Annotated in this window: 17 protein-coding genes; 3 read left to right on the forward strand and 14 right to left on the reverse strand. The window is 44.6% G+C overall.

Annotated features, from left to right (window positions below):
- Positions 1-38 precede the first annotated feature (38 nt).
- The 4 genes from FHS68_RS12655 to FHS68_RS12670 all read right to left on the reverse strand — a co-directional run bounded on the left by FHS68_RS12655 (position 39) and on the right by FHS68_RS12670 (position 5058).
- Positions 39-590 (reverse strand): hypothetical protein, encoded by a 552-nt coding sequence (locus FHS68_RS12655; RefSeq protein WP_167270509.1) that lies wholly within the window; start codon positions 588-590, stop codon positions 39-41.
- A 222-nt stretch (positions 591-812) separates the two neighbouring features.
- Complete coding sequence (locus FHS68_RS12660; protein ID WP_167270510.1) at positions 813-2027, reverse strand: ATP-grasp domain-containing protein; 1215 nt, start codon at positions 2025-2027, stop codon at positions 813-815.
- Between the two features lie 61 nt (positions 2028-2088).
- On the reverse strand, positions 2089-3483 hold the full coding sequence (locus FHS68_RS12665) for a leucyl aminopeptidase family protein (protein ID WP_167270512.1): 1395 nt from the start codon (positions 3481-3483) through the stop codon (positions 2089-2091).
- A 21-nt stretch (positions 3484-3504) separates the two neighbouring features.
- Positions 3505-5058 carry a M20/M25/M40 family metallo-hydrolase gene (locus tag FHS68_RS12670; RefSeq protein WP_167270514.1) on the reverse strand — a complete coding sequence of 518 codons (1554 nt, stop codon included), beginning with the start codon at positions 5056-5058 and terminating at the stop codon, positions 3505-3507.
- Positions 5059-5136: 78 nt separating this feature from the next.
- On the opposite strand from FHS68_RS12670, the gene FHS68_RS12675 reads away from it, so the two are divergent.
- Positions 5137-6042 (forward strand): UbiA family prenyltransferase, encoded by a 906-nt coding sequence (locus tag FHS68_RS12675; RefSeq protein ID WP_167270516.1) that lies wholly within the window; start codon positions 5137-5139, stop codon positions 6040-6042.
- Positions 6043-6053: 11 nt separating this feature from the next.
- On the opposite strand, the gene FHS68_RS12680 is transcribed toward FHS68_RS12675, so the two are convergent.
- Complete coding sequence (locus FHS68_RS12680) at positions 6054-6950, reverse strand: EamA family transporter (RefSeq protein ID WP_167270518.1); 897 nt, start codon at positions 6948-6950, stop codon at positions 6054-6056.
- 146 nt (positions 6951-7096) lie between these two features.
- On the opposite strand from FHS68_RS12680, the gene FHS68_RS12685 reads away from it, so the two are divergent.
- Positions 7097-7924 (forward strand): HAD family hydrolase, encoded by an 828-nt coding sequence (locus FHS68_RS12685; RefSeq protein WP_229211872.1) that lies wholly within the window; start codon positions 7097-7099, stop codon positions 7922-7924.
- A 9-nt stretch (positions 7925-7933) separates the two neighbouring features.
- On the opposite strand, the gene fabF is transcribed toward FHS68_RS12685, so the two are convergent.
- From fabF to FHS68_RS12715, 6 genes are all read right to left on the reverse strand, one after another.
- A complete protein-coding gene (gene fabF / locus FHS68_RS12690) occupies positions 7934-9184 on the reverse strand; it encodes a beta-ketoacyl-ACP synthase II (RefSeq protein WP_167270520.1) in 1251 nt (416 codons plus the stop codon).
- A 33-nt stretch (positions 9185-9217) separates the two neighbouring features.
- Entirely contained in the window at positions 9218-9451 is a 234-nt protein-coding gene (locus tag FHS68_RS12695; protein ID WP_167270522.1) for a DUF2798 domain-containing protein, read from the reverse strand.
- A gap of 52 nt (positions 9452-9503) precedes the next feature.
- Positions 9504-10091 carry a TetR/AcrR family transcriptional regulator gene (locus FHS68_RS12700; protein ID WP_167270524.1) on the reverse strand — a complete coding sequence of 196 codons (588 nt, stop codon included), beginning with the start codon at positions 10089-10091 and terminating at the stop codon, positions 9504-9506.
- Between the two features lie 146 nt (positions 10092-10237).
- Positions 10238-11500, reverse strand: coding sequence for a PQQ-dependent sugar dehydrogenase (locus tag FHS68_RS12705; RefSeq protein WP_167270526.1), 1263 nt, complete (start codon positions 11498-11500; stop codon positions 10238-10240).
- Between the two features lie 90 nt (positions 11501-11590).
- Entirely contained in the window at positions 11591-12145 is a 555-nt protein-coding gene (locus FHS68_RS12710; protein WP_167270528.1) for a DUF2911 domain-containing protein, read from the reverse strand.
- A 74-nt stretch (positions 12146-12219) separates the two neighbouring features.
- Positions 12220-13812 carry a serine hydrolase domain-containing protein gene (locus tag FHS68_RS12715; RefSeq protein WP_167270530.1) on the reverse strand — a complete coding sequence of 531 codons (1593 nt, stop codon included), beginning with the start codon at positions 13810-13812 and terminating at the stop codon, positions 12220-12222.
- Positions 13813-13938: 126 nt separating this feature from the next.
- On the opposite strand from FHS68_RS12715, the gene FHS68_RS12720 reads away from it, so the two are divergent.
- Entirely contained in the window at positions 13939-15081 is a 1143-nt protein-coding gene (locus FHS68_RS12720) for a DEAD/DEAH box helicase (protein ID WP_167270945.1), read from the forward strand.
- Here FHS68_RS12720 and FHS68_RS12725 read toward each other — a convergent pair.
- From FHS68_RS12725 to FHS68_RS12735, 3 genes are all read right to left on the reverse strand, one after another.
- On the reverse strand, positions 15078-16205 hold the full coding sequence (locus FHS68_RS12725; protein WP_167270532.1) for a sialidase family protein: 1128 nt from the start codon (positions 16203-16205) through the stop codon (positions 15078-15080). The two genes, FHS68_RS12720 and FHS68_RS12725, sit on opposite strands and share 4 nt — an antisense overlap.
- A gap of 55 nt (positions 16206-16260) precedes the next feature.
- Entirely contained in the window at positions 16261-17268 is a 1008-nt protein-coding gene (locus tag FHS68_RS12730; protein ID WP_167270534.1) for an NAD(P)H-dependent glycerol-3-phosphate dehydrogenase, read from the reverse strand.
- Between the two features lie 189 nt (positions 17269-17457).
- Positions 17458-18882: an efflux RND transporter periplasmic adaptor subunit gene (locus tag FHS68_RS12735; protein WP_167270536.1), complete on the reverse strand. Its 1425-nt coding sequence runs from the start codon at positions 18880-18882 to the stop codon at positions 17458-17460.
- Positions 18883-18972 lie beyond the last annotated feature (90 nt).

Raw genomic sequence — 18972 nt, forward strand, 5'->3', positions numbered from 1 at the left:
CGAGCGCGAGGCGTTGAAGTTTAGATACGAAAGCCTACTTACTTTTCATCGTACACTTTCAGCGGCCCTTTAAAAAATCCGGTAATATGTTTACCTCCATCTTCGATGCAGTCGAACGTAATCACGTAGTCGGTTTTGTCTTTTTTAACCGTAACCGTTCCCTGAATCATCTCATAAATATTCTCGGCCCGCTTTACGAAATCAGCATTGAAAACTGCGTAAGAATAAACAAAGCTACCCGTCTTAAACGGTCCTTGGGAGTAATCAAAAGTGTATTCTCCTTCTCCCAATTCTCCTACTCCCGCTGTGAAAAGCTGAAAGAAAATCGCGTGGCCAGCCCCATAAATTGAGTCGATTTTACCCGCGGTTTCATGTACCGTAACACCCGAGGATGAGAGGAATAACTCCTGACCACTGCCTTCATGGGGCGGAAATTTTCCAAAGTCAATCAGGATCCCGTTTGCCAGTTCGTAATCTTTACCTTCGAAGGTTAAGTTGCTTTTAGGAACAACTACCTCTTCATCCTTACAGCCCGCAAACACGAAACTGAACAACACAATAGCAAACTGGCATTTCGCAAAAATATTCATGCTACCGATTGTTAGGTTAAAGGGAACGGTCTAAATTAAAAGACAAAAAAATACCCAGGCCGTATTATCAAATGCTACGCCTGGGTGCTCGAAAGCTATGCTATCTATTTACGAGTAATTTTCGCTAGGTACTTCTTGTACTAAAATGTACCGTCAATTCCATTATTCCAAAAATTTAAACCCCAAGTTAGCAAACATTACAAGTTTCTTAACGACTGGCATTCAATGCGAAGGCCGGTTGGGAGCAGGGGCCGAGGCGTGATAATCTTTTTGGATTATTTCCGCATACTTGTCTAATAGCTCAACAACTTTTTCTCGGGATTTCGAACGGACCACCAGTCCGACATGGTAAGGGTCATTCATCCGCCAGACAATCTCAGGATCATTAAAAACAGACATATCAGGCCATTCCTGCCGAGTAAGTGAAATAATGATCCCCGAATAATCCTTGCGAACAAGTGGTAGCTTGTAATCCCGGCCTTTGGCCTCCGCTGTTTCCATTTTCGCCCACTCTTTCCAAAGGTTAATTCCCGACGAAGCCTCCACCATTTCAGAAAGATTCGCACCACCCACGCGGGAAGAAGTTTCAAGAAAATAATATTTACCATCGTCATGGCAGCGGATCACTTCCGTATGAGATGCGCTGTGTTTCAGGCCAAAAGCTTTAAGCAAATCCACCGCAAGTGTTTCCAATGCATGATCCTCTGCAGAATCAAACGGCACGGTAACAGACCTAAAAATCCCGCCACCATGCGCTACATCAAACGGAGGCGCCAGATATTTGCTGTTCCAGGAAAAAATAACACGACCGTTGTATGAGATAGAATCCACATGATAAACATTCCCCGGCTTGTATTGCTCCACCAAATATGCATGTCTTTTATCGCCCAGCTCATGGATCGTTTGCCATAATTCGGTGGCGTCATGCATTTTTTTAATGCCGGTTGCCGACGCCTCCGACCGTGGTTTGATCATCCACGGTCCCGGATACTTTACAATAAACCGGTTTATATCTTCATCATTAAAAAGCGAAGAAAATCCGGGAACAAGGATACCCGATTCCGCCGCCTTCGTCCGCATTGCCAATTTATCACGAAAGTACCTGCCAGTAGTTTGCCCCATGCCCGGGATGCGGAAATATTCGCGGATATGCGCTGCCTTTTCCACATCAAAATCATCAAGGGCTACTACCCGGTCGATCGGCCGGTTCCGCATTACATAAGCCAGCCCATTGATTATCTCCGTCATGTCGTACGTCCCATCCTCCCCTTCTTCCACGTAAAAAAACTCGTCGATTGACTCTTTTACCCACGGTTTATTTTCCAATTTTTTCGCTGTGATCAGGAAAACCTTATTGCCGGCTTCTTTACAAGCTTTAAGAAAATCATTACCCTTGAAATATGTTGAGATGCAGAGGAAAGTAAGCGTTTGCGCCATAAAAGTTGATTTGGTGGAGATTACCTAGGGAATTTACATATTATTACTCTTAATTACACGCTTACGAAGCGGTGAGGTTTGATAAATATTGATACAATAGCCGAATGCCATAAGCAGTCCCAGCTCGTCCGGGAGCGAACTCTGTATCTCCAAATGCCATCCCCGCAATATCCAGATGTGCCCATTCCGGGTGCTCATCTGTAAAAACTTCCAGGAATTTTGCCGCCACAATTGCACCTGCCAAAGGCTTCCCGTGGTAATTTTTCAGATCGGCAATATCTGATGAGATCTCTTCTTTGTATTCGTCCCAAACCGGGAGCCGCCAGAGCCTTTCTCCGGTAGTATCACCTGCTTTTGCCAGATCTTCCGCCAGCTTGTCGCTGGGCGTAAAAAGTCCGGCTGCCTCATATCCCAGGGTCTGGATCACGCTGCCTGTCAGCGTCGCCAGGTCAATAACCACATCCGGCTTAAATTGTCTCACTGCATAACTCAGCCCGTCGGCAAGGATCAGCCTGCCTTCCGCGTCCGTATCTATAACTTCAATTGTTTTTCCCGAGTAAGATTGTATTACATCACCAGGCTTGGTGGAAGAACCGTCAACACAGTTTTCAGTGGAAGGGATCACCCCGATCAGTCGGACAGGAAGTTTCAATTGTGCCGCGAGTTCCACCATTCCCAAAACCACCGCTGCCCCGCCCATATCACTTTTCATCAAATGCATACTGGCGGCGGCTTTGATCGAAATACCGCCAGTGTCGAATGTGACGCCTTTTCCCACCAATGCAATGGTTTTCTGATAGTTTTCGGGCGCATATTCGGTAATAATCATCACCGGCGGCACATCGCTCCCTTTGCTTACCGAAAGCAATGCATACATTCCGAGCTCTTCAAGCTTTGGCTTATCAAAAACCGTAACATAGTAGCCATTTTCCGCCCCCGAATTGATAGCCCATTCAGCGAGCCTTGCTGGTGTTTTGTAATTCCCAGGCGCATTCATCAGGTTCATAATACGCATTTGGACAATGCTCATTTTCGAAGCTTTGGAAATCACGGATTCAATAGATATGCTTACATCCGTTAAAATCCATAATGTCCCTTTTGAGAAAAAATCACTGATTGGTTTGGGGTCGGATTTATATAATTGGATGTTATAGCCTCCCAGCATGATGCCGTTAACGGCATTTTCTACCCACTCTGATTCAAATCCTCTGGCGTCCAGCACAATTTGTTCATCCCACCTATCCTTTCTTTTAAAAAACAATGACCTGAAAATGCGGGTAATGGCAGGGAGCTTGGGGTTTTTACCTAAACCCAGCCACAATTCCTTCGAAGAAAACCACCACAATTCCCCTTTTTCCGCTTTGAACATGGCCTGATTTTGAGGCGCAAAATCCTGCTCAAAAGGCTTTATGATCAATATCTCGTCCTCGACTTCCTGTATTTGTTTGATTTGCATTGTATTGGATATTCTTGGTGATTAGTCCAGACCTCCTTTGCGGGTAGGCTTCCTTTGTTCCGGCCAGGCGGTCGGTTTTCCTGTTGCATTCACAGGCAGAATGCTCTTCTCGCGAGATGTTTTCATAGGATCTTCGCTGGCTTGATAAGCCATGATAGCCGCAAGGATTGCATTGCTTCTGACATCGTCAAAGACAATCTTGTCATATGTGTCGCGATTGGTATGCCAGGTATAAGTGCCGTAGGACCAGTTTAATGAGCTCAGCGAAAAAGCAGGCGCGCCAGCTGCTACAAAAGATGCAAAGTCAGATCCACCACCTCCCGGTGCTCCCGGGAAGCGGGTTTCAATCGGTGTTTTGATCGCATCTGGGACTTTGGTCAGCCAGCGACCGAGATAATCATAGGAATTTAAGAAGCCCTGACCCGACAAATTCACGACTCTTCCAGTACCATTGTCCTGGTTAAATACTGCTTGGATATTCTGGATAATTTCTGGATGGTCTTCCACAAATGCCCGCGAACCATTCAATCCCTGTTCTTCGCTACCCCAATGTCCGACCAGTATTGTCCGCTTTGGGTTAGGATATACTTTTTTCAAAATACGCATGGCTTCCATCATCACAATTGTTCCCGTACCGTTGTCGGTAGCGCCCGAGCCACCGTCCCAGGAATCAAAATGTGCAGATAGGATGACATATTCATCTGGCTTTTCTGTCCCTTTTATTTCGCCGATTGTATTGAATGTCTGGCTGATTCCAGTTTCCTTCGCATCAGCCCGTACGCTGATTTTTGGCGTATGGCCTGATTCGGCGAGACGGTAAAGCAAGCCGTAATCTTCCAGTGAAATGTCAACAGTTGGGATCGTTTTGGTATTAGCGCCAAAAATTTTATTTGCTCCAAACCCTTTTGACCAATAACTCATCACCACGCCTGCTGCGCCTGCTTTTTCCAATGCTGGTGGTAAAGTGCGCGTGGCAGAATAGCCGGTTTTTTTCATGCGGTTTGTCCAGGCTTCGGTTTGCGTGTCCCGCTCTTTTTTCATTTTCTCAAATGATTCCTTGGTCGCAAACTCCTGCCAGTTATAATCCGGACGACCGGTTGGCTGGTTCATGCTGATCATCACAAATTTACCTTTAACCGACGGCAGCCACTTTTGAAATGCGATCGAATCGGCTAAATCCGGCAAAATGATGACGTCAGCAGTAATAGTTTTACCAGCTGTACCCGGACTCCACGCAAGCTGCATCCCTTCCAGCGATCTTACGCGCGGAGCTATCATGTCTATATGCGAAACGCCGCGTTCCCAGCCGCGCCATTCTCCCCATTTTTCATTTTTAGCAGTAATATTCCAGCCTTTGTACTTCGCCACGGCCCACTCATGCGCCTGCATCATCTGCGGCGACCCTACCAGTCTCGGCCCGATCACGTCCATTAACTCATGCGCCAGTTTTTCTAATTGTGAATTTTCCGTCGCTTCTTTAACTATGTTTTCAACAACAGGATCTTTACTTTGCGCAAAAGCAATGTGCATTTGCATCGTCAATGTGAGAATAATGGACAGGAAAATTTTTTTCATGAAAATTGGATGTTAAGCATGTTTGTTTAACCCAATGTAAGCAATAGCTGGCAAGCAGTAAACAAGGTTTTGGAAAATATGTTAACCAGGCTCGTCTCCTTTGTGTTTTTTGCCAATTACTTTGTCGGTTTCCTGGCGATAGCGTTGTCGGTGGAAACTGTTTTCCAATTAAAGCTGCCCCTTAACTCACTACCCTACTACATTCTCCTATTTTCAGCAACTGTTTTTTACTATACCATGGCCTACTCCGTCCCCGATAGCCCGGAGGTATCCGCCAATCCTCGCACGGAATGGTACAGAATACATGCACCATTTGTTCGGAGAAGCCAGGTCGTTTTATTCATGGTTTGCACTGCGCTAGGTCTTTGGCTTTTGGTTTATGATTTTACCAAAATCCTGGAATTACCGGTATACTTTTGGCTTTTGGTCGCCGCTATTCCAGGGGCAGCAATATTCTATTATGGCCTGTTACCGGAATCGGTGATTGCCATTAATTTAAGGAGGACTGGCTGGCTAAAAGCTTTTGTAATTGGTTTTGTGTGGGCCGGTTGCGTTAACCTCTTCCCAATTATAATGCTCAAAATAGAGCGTAACATTGTCATTCAGGAACCGGAACTGATGCTTTGGCTATTCCTGAAAAACTGGATGTTCTGCACGGTGAATGCCATTATGTTTGATATCAAGGACTATGAAGACGACGCTAACATTGAGCTGAAAACATTTGCAGTCCGGTTCGGGCTCCGAAATACCATCTTTTATATTCTCATACCCTTTCTGCTGATAGGCCTGCTTTCATTTCTCATTTTCGCAGTTCACAGTGGGTTTCCTTTGGTTACATTCCTATTCAACCTGATCCCTTTTATTTGCCTTCTTTTGGTCGCATTCTCATTGCAAAAACCACGCAAAATCCTTTACTATCTTATCGTTATTGACGGTCTATTACTGGTAAAAGCCATTTGTGGGATTGCGGGAAGCTTTTTATAGAATGTTTGATTTCAAATTGCGGCGGTGCGCTTCCGGCAGATAAACCTTTCATTGAAAATAATGATGGAAGCAAATATCAGTGAGTACGCGATAATCTGAACTGTATTAATCGGCTCGTGGAAATAAATTATGGCAATGCTGAAATTCATCAATGGATTGATATACAATAATATCCCCATTGTGGATGAGGTAACCCCCTGCAACGCATACAGATTCATAAAAAGTGGTACAATCGTAAAAAGCACCGCTATCAGGAAAATGAAGGCGTAAAACGATAATTCGATTGGCAATGCCGCACTGTATTCGGGATAAAATGGAAGAAGTATCATTGCCGAAAACAAGATTTGAATGGTCAGTAGCAGGAACTTATCCAAGCCGGAGTTGCGACGCTGGCTTACCAGGTAAAATGCGTATGAAGCGGCAACGATCAGGCTGTACGAAATGTCGGCAATGTTGGCAAATGATAGCAGCGCACAACTGACGACGCTGATTAAAACCGCGCTCCATTGCCATTTGCTAAGCTTTTCATCCAAAACAAAATACGCGATAACCGTAGTCATGATCGGGCATACCAGGTAGGCGAAGGACGCAGCTTTAACGCTGATGTGGTTCATGACATAAATGAAGAAAAACCAGTTAGCCGTAAGTAAAAGCCCGCCTCCAAGTGTTTGCAATACGACCCGACTTTTCTGGGCAACAGGCATTGCCCTATATTTTATGATATTATCCCCTAAAACTTTTCTGCGCACAAAAAAGCTGATTACCGCCATGATCACGGCACACAAGAATACCCTGTAAAACAGAATGTCAAGCGACGGATAAGACTTCAAAGGCTTCAAAGCCAGACTAAAAAATCCCCAAATTACAAACGAGAAAAAGGCCGCTACATAGTACTTTGAAAATTTCATGGCTGTTCATTTACCCTTGCCAAAATTAAGATTTTATCATGGGACAAGCTTTCGAATATTGGTAAAATCCATGTCTTGCCCCATTTTATACCAGGCATAATACAAAATTGCCTGAACGGTTTGGAACCTTCCCAAACTCATTTACCTTGCTAGATAAGGTAACATTAAAATCGAATATGACTTTTTCGGATATCAGAATGGTTGCGACCGATATGGACGGTACGTTGTTGAATTCCAAACATGAATTGGATGAATCATTTTATTCCATGTTCCGAAAGCTGAAAGAACACGGAATTATATTCGTAGCAGCCAGCGGACGTCAGTATTTTAATCTTACCAAAACACTTGATCACATTAAAGACGAAGTCGTTTTCGCAGCAGAAAACGGAAGTTATGTTGTTTATCAGGGAGAGGAACTTCACATCCAGGCCATTGAAGGGAACATTGTAAGGGAACTGATATTGATCTCAAGGAACATTCCCAACACTTACCCAATCATTTGCGGCAAGAAAAAGGCATATGTTGAAAGTGATCAGCCTGAATTTATTGACCGCCTCAAAATGTATTTTGAAAGATACGAGATCGTCAACGACCTGCTTGAAATCAAGGATGACCAGTTTTTGAAATTTACGGTATGCGATTTGGTTGGTTCGGAAAAGAATAGCTACCCGCATTTCAAGCATTATGAAGAGCCACTTCAGGTGAAAGTTTCGGGGCCAATCTGGCTGGATATCTCGCATAAAAAAGCCAACAAAGGGCGGGCTATGGAAGTAATCCAGGAGAAATTCAATGTGACGCCAGAGCAGACACTCGCTTTTGGAGATTACCTGAATGATCTGGAAATGCTGGACAAAGCGCATTACTCCTACGCAATGGCCAATGCGCATCCGGATGTAAAAAAAATAGCCCGTTTCATCGCCAAAAGTAACGATGAAAACGGGGTAGTGGCAGTTCTTTCTGAGATAACAGAATGACTTACAATGTTATTCTGTGTATTTTTTGAATATGGAAGTTGCCGTGTGGCCGCCAAATCCAAACGTATTATTGAGTGCGTAGTTCACGGTTTGTTTCACCGAATCGCCCAAGATAATGTTCATTCCTTCCGGAATATTTTCATCCAGGTTCTCCGTGTTGATGGTCCCGGGAATGATGTCGTTTTGCACAACCAACGTGCAGATGATGCTTTCCAGAGCGCCCGCAGCACCCAGCAAATGTCCGGTCATGGATTTCGTTGCACTGATCGCGACCTGATGATCGCCAAAAACGGATTTCATACCATGCAGCTCGCTCATATCCCCTAATCCGGTAGAAGTAGCGTGTGCATTAACATAGTCAATTTTATCCGGCGTTATACCTGCCTCTTTCAGTGCTTTTCTCATTCCTAAGGCAGCTCCCATTCCGTCCGGGGGCGTTCCTGTTAAGTGGTAAGCGTCAGCAGCCATTCCTCCTCCCACGATTTCAGCATATATTTTCGCACCTCTTGCCACTGCATAATCCAGATCCTCCAGGATCAAAGCAGCCGCTCCTTCGCCCATCACAAAACCATCGCGGTCTTTATCAAACGGGCGAGAAGCCTTTTCTGGCTCATCATTTCTTTTTGAAAGTGCCTGGGCAGAACCAAAACCGCCCAATGAAGAATAGATAATGGCAGCTTCCGATCCACCTGCAATCATCACCTTCGCTTTATCCATTCTGATGGTATCAAAAGCGGCGATCAGGGCCGTATTGGACGATGCGCAGGCCGAAACGGTACAATAGTTAGGACCGTGGAGCTTGTGACGGATCGAAATCACTCCGGCAGCGATATCCACGATCATTTTAGGAATGAAAAAGGGGCTGAACCGGGGAACACCTCCCGAAGCGTGGAATTCCAGCAATTGTTCTTCGAATGTGCCCATTCCACCGTTACCGGTCGCCCAGATCACGCCCATATCGTAGCGCTCCGTAATATCTATGCTCTCAAAATCCAGTCCTGAATCCTTAATTGCCATATCCGACGCTGCAATGGCATATTGGGTATGCAGGTCGTATTTTTTAATTTCCTTCTTTTCAATGTAATCTTCCGGATGAAAGTCTTTCACTTCACACCCGAATTGTGTTTTGAATTTGGAAACATCCATTTTGGTGATGGTTCCAGCACCGCTTTTACCATTCAGGATATTTCCCCAAAACTCCTCAACTGAATTCCCAAGGGGAGAAATAACTCCCAAACCTGTAACGACTACTCTTTTCATAAGATTTTAAAATCATTAAAGACGTCAGAATGCTTAATCAACATCCTGAGTCACTTCATTTCTGAACAAAATTTCAACCAATTTCTGAACTCTCGGCCCAATTACTAAGATTACCGGAATCACGACCAGATAGGCCATGCTCCAGGATTTCAGCCAAATCACCAAAAAATTGGGAACAAATCCAACATTAAGAGAAATCAAGGTAAAGGTAATTATACCCGTCGTGATGACTCCCATGATCATTGCGAAAGCGATTTTCTGTTTCATTTTTCCTTATATATTGTCCTATCGTTAAACTATGGAAGGGTTCATGGCTATACTATTCCAAGTCGTTAATCATCTTTTTTACTGATTTCATGATTGCATTTCTGTAATTCAGCTTCCCGGTCACCTTCCCGATCATAATGCCGCCTTCAATCAATGCGACCAGTGTGATCGCGACTTGTTCAGGATCAATGTCTCCACGAAAATCATTTTGAATAATCCCCTTCTTGATCAAAGTAGCGATTGAGTTTTTCCAGGAAGTGATCGCGTCTGCCGCTTTTTGCCTGAGTAAAGGATGGGTATCATCCGCTTCGGTGGAGGTATTCAAAATCGGGCAGCCGCCTGTAGGGAATGGGTGATGCAGAAGGTTTTCGTAAATGTCGGCGTAAACCAATAGTTTGTCTTTAATAGAAGTTTGTTGATCCATATCCATTTGCACCGCGCTGAACATACACTTTAAATTATGATCAAACGCTTCCAGCGCCACTTGGTCTTTGCCCGCAAAATTTCCATAAATGCTTCCTTTTGTCAATCCGGTTGCATTCATCAAGTCGTTGATCGAAGTCCCGGAATAGCCTTTCACATTAAAAACAGGCGCCGTTTTTTCGATAATAAATTGACGTGTTTTTTCTGCTTTGCTCATTGTTTTTAGATGACAATACAAAAATATACCGATCGGTATATTTTTCCTAATTTTGTCCGTTTTATTTTTAGAGATAGCCTAATAAAAGCAGAAAACGGCCTGATTCGTAAACCAGGCCGCCATTTTATTTCCTACTTCTTATCTATTTACATAGCAGTTACCCGCCAAATCGTGTTACCCGAGTCGTCATTTACAAGCATTGATCCATCATCCATAACAGTAATTCCAACCGGTCGTCCATACACTTTGCTTTCACTCTCGATAAAACCAGTCAGGAAATCCTCCGGTTTACCAGCAGGCTTCCCATTTTTGAAAGGAACAAAAACCACTTTGTAACCCGATATTTTTGAGCGATTCCAGGAGCCATGCTGGCCAATGAAGGCGCCATTCTGATATTTCGCGGGAAATTGCGTTTTATCATAAAATGCCAGTCCAAGCGAAGCGGTATGAGAGCCAAGCGGCACGTCAGGCACAATCGCCTTGGCTACCAGATCAGGGCGTTCACCTTTGCGACGGGGATCTTCGTTTTTACCGAAATAAGAATAGGGCCAGCCATAAAATCCGCCTTCTTTGACACTCGTAATGTAATCGGGCACAAGATCATCGCCCAATTTGTCCCGTTCATTTACCGCGGTCCAGAGTTCATTGGAGCCAGGCGCCCAATCCATACCAACCGGGTTCCTCAATCCACTCGCGAAAATCTTTTCACCTGTTCCGTCCGGATTGATCTGCAAAATATTTGCACGGCGCTTTTCCTCGTCCATCCCATGATCAGCTACATTGCTCGCAGAGCCCACGGAAATGAAGATTTTAGATCCATCCGCATTCGCAATCAAATTTCTCGTCCAGTGATTATTGTAGCCACCAGCGGGGAGTTCTACAATTTTCTCACCCTTGCTCGTGACTTTGGTATCACCGGTTTTGTATGCATATCTGTAAAGTCCGTCTGTATTGGCGACATAGAAATAATTTTTCAGGATCAGCATTCCCAACGGCTGATTGAGTTTTTCCATAAAAATTTCCCTCAACTCAGGTTTGCCATCCTTGTTCACATCCCGTAGCAATGTGATCCTGTCCGCACTTTTCTTGGTGCCCGATTCAGCTACAAACACATCGCCATTAGGTGCAATGTAGGTCCATCGGGGGCTATCGAATTTATCAGCGTATTTGGAAACCTTAAATCCCGCTGGTGCTTTGGGCATTTTTCCTTCCGGCCAGCCTTCTTCTTTCGGACGATTTTCCACGGACTCTGTGGCAAATGGCGCTGGTAGTGTGAGGCTGTCGGTTACAGTAACGACAGAATCAGGCTCGCTCTGCGCAGATTTTTCTTTTTCCTTTTCTTTGGTGCCGCAGGCCGCCAATGCCAGCAGCGAGGCAAGAGATAGTATGGCCAATTTACTCGTTTTCATATATTTTTAATTGATGATAAAAACAAAAACAGGTCCTCGGTTTTGACCCGCTGACCTGCTTTTTGCAATAATGATGCCAATACATTTACCTCAGAAAGTGACAGGCAGTTCAACAATGGTTGAATCCCAACCCAAAAACATTTTGGCTGCTGTATCCGACGTCTTTTCAAATACAATGGAAAAATTTTCGATAGGAGCTTCTGCTTTTTTTACCGGCGCAGTTACTCGTAATACATCACTTGCTTCTTTGTATTTGTAAGCACCCCAATAATCGACATCAGAATTTAGAATAACAGTCCATTCTTTATCGCCCGGAATAGCAAACAAGGAATAGGTACCTGCTTTCACTTTTTTACCGCCAAATGTCGCATCCTGATAAAATTTAATTTCGGTTGATTCGTCGGCTCCTACCCGCCATACTTTTCCGTAAGGTTCCAGTTTGCCAAAAGCTTCACGGCCTTTAAGATACGGCCGGCTGTAAGAAACCCGCACCAACGCTTTTTCACCATCTTTGCGGTCATGCGCAAAATGATCAGGGAACCACGCAATGTCCCGCGGACTTTTATCCAATGCTCTAAATTTCTGAGCCTGCGTTGTTAATGCTGCGATGATTAATAATAAGGATAGGAAAATGCTTTTTTTCATTGTTGTTGGTTGGTTAGAATATTTATTGACTTGAATATTAAATAAACAGCAAGCGAAATTCCCTTAGGCTTTACCTAAGCAAGCATTTTACCGCTCAAAACAGGGCGGGAATCCTTGGTATTGCCGAGAATTGCCAAACTTCTTTTAAGCGAGATTTGAACATTATCTCCGTCAAACTTGCATTGAACCGTTTCATAATGAGCAGTTTCGATAAAGCGCCAGGTCATTTCAAACGTACTGTCATCAATCCACGCTCCATTCCCAGCGATCTTTGTTCTGACTTCCCCAGGTACCGGCGTAAGAACGAGTTTCAATGGCAATGCCGACAAATCTGTATATCCAATCTTCCAACTACCGAGGCCGTTGACTATAAGGTGTTCGCCTTTGTCATCTTTCAGCCGGAACAGACACCAGCCTTTATCAAACTCAAACGATACCTTATTGATTTTCAAATCATTATCGGCAATGCTAAAACTGCGTCCATTCATTTTCGACATCAATTCAGACGTGGGCTTGCCAGGTGTTAGTGGAAGCGATAATGTGGTCAATTTCTTTTGAAGCTGCGTCTGTGCCTCCTTATCAGATTGTACAGCAGTAGCTTTTACAGACTTAAGAATGTTGCTCCATACAAGATCCAATATGGCCTGCATATTCCCGGTTTCACTAGTAATGGCTATCACAAGATCTTCTTTGGGTAAAACAATGCAGTATTGCCCGTAAGCGCCATCCCCACGATAGCCATCGTTTCTGCAACGCCAGAACTGGTAGCCATAACCCTGCTGCCAATCGTTTTCCTCCTGCTTTCTCGACCCGCCTTTCGATTGAATATGAGAGCGTGTAGCTTCCTCCACCCATGCTGCTGGTAGAATGCGTTTTCCATTCCACTCGCCTTTTTGCAGATATAACTGCCCGAATTTGGCAATGTCCTCTGTCTTAACCCTTAATCCCCAGCCGCCAGTATTAATGCCATTTGGATCTGTTTCCCAATCAACGTCTTCAATGGCCAGGGGTTCAAAAAGTCTCGGTTTGAGATATTCCAACAACGTCTGACCGCTTACCTTTTGGATAATCGCCGAAAGCATGTAAGTCGCGCCGCTGTTGTAGACAAAAAAAGTACCTGGCTCATGCTCCACAGGGAGCGATAAAAACGATTTCACCCAATTCTTGTCTTTGGCATCCCTTAATGATCCAGTCGAATCCTTGTCATGCCCGGTAGACATCGTCAACAGATCTTTCACGCGCATAGCGGCCAGGTTAGGGCTTATCGTTGCCGGTTTTTCATTTGGAAAGAAAGAGACAACCTTGTCGTCGACCTTCAATTTGCCCTCAGCAACAGCCAATCCTATGGCAGTGGAGGTAAAACTCTTGCTCAGAGAATACAATGTATGTTTCAAATCCGGCGCATAAGGAGCCCACCAACCTTCTGCAACCACTTTTCCCTGACGAAGTACCATAAGACTGTGCAGGTTTAACTTTTCGGCTTCGACGGCGCTGGCAAAATCAAGAATACCTTTTGCCGACATCCCCTGCGATTCGGGAGAACTTCTCGGCAACTGTCCGTAACTTAAAGATGAAGCCCAGGTCGAGGCCGGAATCGCGCTGATCACGCCCAGCTGCAATGCGCCGAAACCTAAATGTTGTAAAAATTCCCTGCGGTTGTAAGACATGGTTATGGAGAATAAATGTTCTTAAAGAGTCAGTTGCGGGCGGTTCCAGACGAGTTGAGCCAAAATGTTAGCGGTAACAGTATCTTTGCATTCTTTACAAAATCTGATATCCTGTTGGAAAACACATTGTCTTTCGAATCGCTCGGTCTGTCCGAACCATTATTAAAAACCATTGCTGAACAGAATTATACTCAACCATATCCCATTCAGCAAGAAGCTATTCCTGCCATTATGAAGGGAAATGATGTGCTCGGTATTGCTAAAACGGGTTCGGGTAAAACGGCAAGCTTCGTTCTGCCGATCCTGGAATTGTTTCAAGGCAAACCTGCGGCTCCCAACAGGCACATTTCAGCCCTTATCCTCGTCCCGACCAGGGAATTGGCGGTGCAGATTGCGGTGGTTTTTCAAACATTCGGTGAGAGGCTTCCCAGGAAAGTCAAAACGCTGGCGGTGTATGGTGGTGTTTCCATCAACCCGCAAATGATCGGATTACAAGGCGTGGAAATACTCGTCGCAACGCCGGGAAGGTTGCTTGACCTACTCTCCAATAAAGCACTTAATATCTCGGAAACACAGATCCTGGTTCTGGATGAAGCAGATAAAATGCTAAACCTGGGCTTTGCGGACGAAATGAAAGATATCTTCTTTTTGTTGCCCAAGAAGCGTCAGAGCATTCTTTTCTCGGCAACATTAGGGGAGGAAATTGATCAAATCAATAAAACGCAGCTCCGAAATCCGGTCCGCATTGAGATTGAGGAAGAAGAACAAAACCTGGATCTCATTAAGCAAACGGGCTATTTTGTGGATCCTGACCGGAGAGGGCCTTTGTTACGCTATCTCATCAAAACGCAGGAAATGAAGCAAGTATTGGTATTCGTTTCGGCAACCAGGACTGCCGATAATCTGGTGGAAAAATTGAATAAAAACGGCATTCAGGCAATGGCCATGCATAGCAAAAAAAGCCAGGGTGCCAGAACGGAGGCGCTGAACAAATTTAAATCCGGAAAATTAACTGTTTTGGTTGCGACCGATCTCGTCTCACGCGGAATTGACATTCAATTCCTGCCTTATGTAATCAATTTTGAATTGCCTCGCTCTCCCAAAGATTATGTCCACAGGATCGGCCGGACTGGCCGGGCTGAAGCGTCGGGTGAAGCGATATCATTGATCTGCCCTGAGGACGTCCATCATTTTAAGATCATCCAGAAAAAGATGGGCAAGCAAGTTGAAATGCATGAATCCTACGACCTTGAACTGATGGGTTATTAATCCTTTTTCTCTTTGGCCGACAGTTCAATGATATCTTTTTTACTTCCTGTCCAGAACGCAATTTTCTGCCGGTTGTAAGTATAGGTTACTGCCACAGAATCGTCCCAGCTTACAATGGCAGGATACGAATATTCATCATCTTTTTTTCCAGTAGCAATATCCGTTTTGTCCATCCAGTTCTGCCCGTTGTCGTAAGACAAAATCAGCGAAAGCGGCGATCTTGATCCCCAATCTTCATCATCCGGATTGTAGGCAAGTACCAATGTACCGTCCGAAAGCTTGGTAAGGTCAATGCCACTATTGGGATTTGGTAAACTGGTCTTTTTAATGGTTGACCAGGTTTTGCCAAAATCTTTGGAATCACTCCGGCCGATCACACCACCCGTTGTCCTTACCAGCATATGAATGTTGCCTGGCGCAGATTCCCATAAGGTTGGTTGAATGGCGCCTTTTCCTTTAATTTCCGTAGTATCTATCTTAAAATATGGGCTGGCTGTCCAGGTTTTACCTTTATCCGTACTCCTGTCCACAAACACTTCCCATCCCTTTACCTCATTGGACGACCCGGCAAGCCAATCGCCATTGGAGAGTTCAGGCAACTTATTTTTCACTGGACCTCTTCCGCCTTTATCTTTTTTCACCAATTCATACGCCTCCGACCATGTTTCGCCATCGTCATCAGACGTTTTTACCCAGGTTTCCCACTGCGCAATTTCCTTTCCTACTTTAAAATAGAGCGTAACTTTACCAGGGGCCGTTTTCTGAAGCACGGGGTTCCAATGCGCGTCCTCCCGTATCTTAGCAACTTCTTTTGGAGCGCTCCATTTTCCAGGCCTGCCTTTTGAAACCCAAATTCCTACATCCGGATTTTTTTCTTCCGTACCACCAAACCAGGCGACCAAAAACTGGCCATCGTCCAGCCGCACCACAGTAGATGCGTGGCATTGGGCAAATTCCCGTTTATCTCCGAAAACGAATTCCTTCTTATTTGCCAGAGAATCTGTTTTCTGATCCGCTCCTTCACCCGTTTTTTTCGATTTGCACGCGGTGAAACTCAATGAATTGATCGATAAGACTAGAAAAACGAGTATTCTGCGAAGTCTTAATTTTCTGCAAATGTTCATAATTCGAATTAGCAATGGTTGTAAAAGTTACCCGGTTTAGAGGTAAACAGGCTATTTATTTCAATAATTTTTTCAAATCATTCATTACCAAGGCGGGCGCATGTTCTTCATACAGAATACGATACACCGAATTGGTAATAGGAAGGTGAACGTGATTGACCTTGTTTATTTCCTGGATACTCTTGGTAGCATAATAGCCTTCCGCGATCATTTTCATTTCCAGTTGAGCTGCCTTCACACTGTATCCCCGTCCAATCATGTTACCAAAAAGCCGGTTCCGGCTGAACTGCGAATAAGCAGTGACCAACAAATCCCCAAGGTAAGCCGAAGAACTTAAATTTCGCTCTCTTGGATCCAATGCCGTGACCAGGTTACCAATCTCCTGCATTGCATTGGATACCAGAACTGCCTGAAAATTGTCGCCATATCCAAGTCCGTGCGTAATGCCACAGGCAAGTGCAATGATATTTTTCATAATCGCCGCATATTCCACACCATACAGATCATCCAATGGATTGGCGACCACATACCGGCAGGTCATCAAAGCAGCGAAATCTTCGGCAGCAGGACATTCGGTGGAAGCAATTGAAAGGTAAGACTGCTTTTCCAATGCTACTTCCTCGGCGTGGCAGGGACCTGCTATGACACACGTATCTTCGGGTGGAATACTAAAATCGTTTGATATCCAGTCGGTAACCAGGATATTACGATCCGGTACCATGCCTTTTATGGCTGAAATAACACGTTTTCCCTGGAGATGTTTTGCGGTCAGGTGATGTAACGATTCACGGACGAAAGCGGCGGGGACTGCGAGGATCACATAGTCTGCTCCTTTTACCGCCTCTGTCGTTTTCTCGAATACTTTTACTTTTTTGGGGGATAGCACAACATCACTAAGGTAGGTCGGGTTGTGATGAAATTTCCTGATATGCTCAATGTCTTTCTGGTTTCGGAGCCACCATCGGATCTGCACATTGTTTTGTTCGCACAGGATCTTGATCAAGGCTGTCGCCCAGCTACCACCCCCTATGACGGCTATTTTTGTATTATTTAAAAAACTCATTTTCAAAAATATTAAACTAGTCTTTAATCGTAAAGATTGAGTTAATCAGTTTCAAAAGTGAGAAGATTTCGTTAAAATAAAGGGTCAAAATAAAAATTCCTTGCAGCAAAGCCGCAAGGAATTTCCTTTTTAACCTAAACTAAATCGAACTTATTACGCTTTTACAACGTACCCGTTCGCGTTATCATTTCATTTTTTTTCGTCTTTTTTCACCTCTTCCTTCTTTTTTTCGACCAGGTCACCATTATTCAGATTCTTTGAGACGGCAATATATGGCCCCGAAATGATGCGGTCTCCTGGTTTGAGGCCGGAGAGAATCTCGATATTTTCAAAATCGCTGATACCCGTTTTAACTTCTTTCATCTGCGCTTTTCCGCTCACATCGGTAAACACAACTTCTTTAATAACCTCATCCTTTTTAATCTTCTTAGCAGCTTCTGCGGCCGTTGCCTCTGCCTCTGCATTTTCGTCAGACGGCCCTTGATTTGGTTCATTTACAATCGGCTTGTTGCTTCGGGTGGTTACTGCCGCAATCGGAACTGTTACTACCCCATTTTTGCGGTCGGTTATAATTTCCACAGAAGCAGTCATACCCGGCTTGAAAGGATAGGATTTTTTAGAACGTGAAGTCATCAGGTCGCTGAATGATTCGTTCAGTATCTTCACCTTAACCTCAAACTCGGTAACCGCGTCCGCAGATGCACTCGAAGCAGAAGTACTGCTGGAAGACGATGTTGCCAAACCTGCCGCGGTGTTAGCAATTTCCTTTACAATTCCGCGAAATTTGCGGCCGGATGCACTATACGCGTCCACATCAATTTCTGCAGTATCTCCCAAAGTTACCCGCACGATATCGTTTTCGTTTACATTTACTCTTACCTCCATATTGGCAAGATTCGCAATCCGCATCATTTCGGTACCTGCCATTTGTGATGTACCCACCACACGCTCACCCGCTTCCACATTCAGAAGTGAGATAATGCCGCTGACGGGTGCGAATATGCTGGTCTTGCGAAGGTTCTCGGCTGCATCTTTCAAACCAGCTTCCGCACTTCTGATGTTAAATAAAGCGGCAGAAACATTCGCTTTGGTAGATTCAATGTCCTGTTGTGCGACACCGTAATTGGAGGCAAACTGCTCATAGTCCGCCGCTGAGATCACTTTGTCTGTATAAAGTTTTTTATTCCTTTCAAAATTGGACTTTGCTTGAATTAGCCGGGCTTCTGCCTGGGCAACCATCGCTTTTGTCTGCTCGTAATTTGCTTTGCTAGAATTCACGGCGGCTTGTGCCCGTGCCATCAGCGACTCGTAATTATCCGGACGGATTTTTAAAAGTAATTGCCCTTTTATCACTGAATCACCTTCCGCAACATTCAGGCTGATGATTTCCCCCGATACATCCGGGCTCAGTTTCACCTCTACTTCTGGCTGTACTTTCCCGGAAGCAGTAACCCTTTCAACAATATCCGCTGTTTTGACGGTCGTGTAGTCTACACCCGTTGTCTTCGGTTTCCCAATGTAGCCCGCCTGTTTGGCCCCGAATAATCCGGCGACCAGAAGTAATACAATGCCTGCTGTTATCCACCAGATCCGTTTCGAAGATTTACGTGCCATAAGAATTTGATTACAATTAATTATCTATTGAGGTATACAAGGCGGTTGGTCTAAAATGTGTCTCCGCTGAAGGTAAGCTGTAAGTATTTT

The sequence above is a fragment of the Dyadobacter arcticus genome, from assembly GCF_011762185.1.
GTDB lineage: Bacteria > Bacteroidota > Bacteroidia > Cytophagales > Spirosomataceae > Dyadobacter > Dyadobacter arcticus.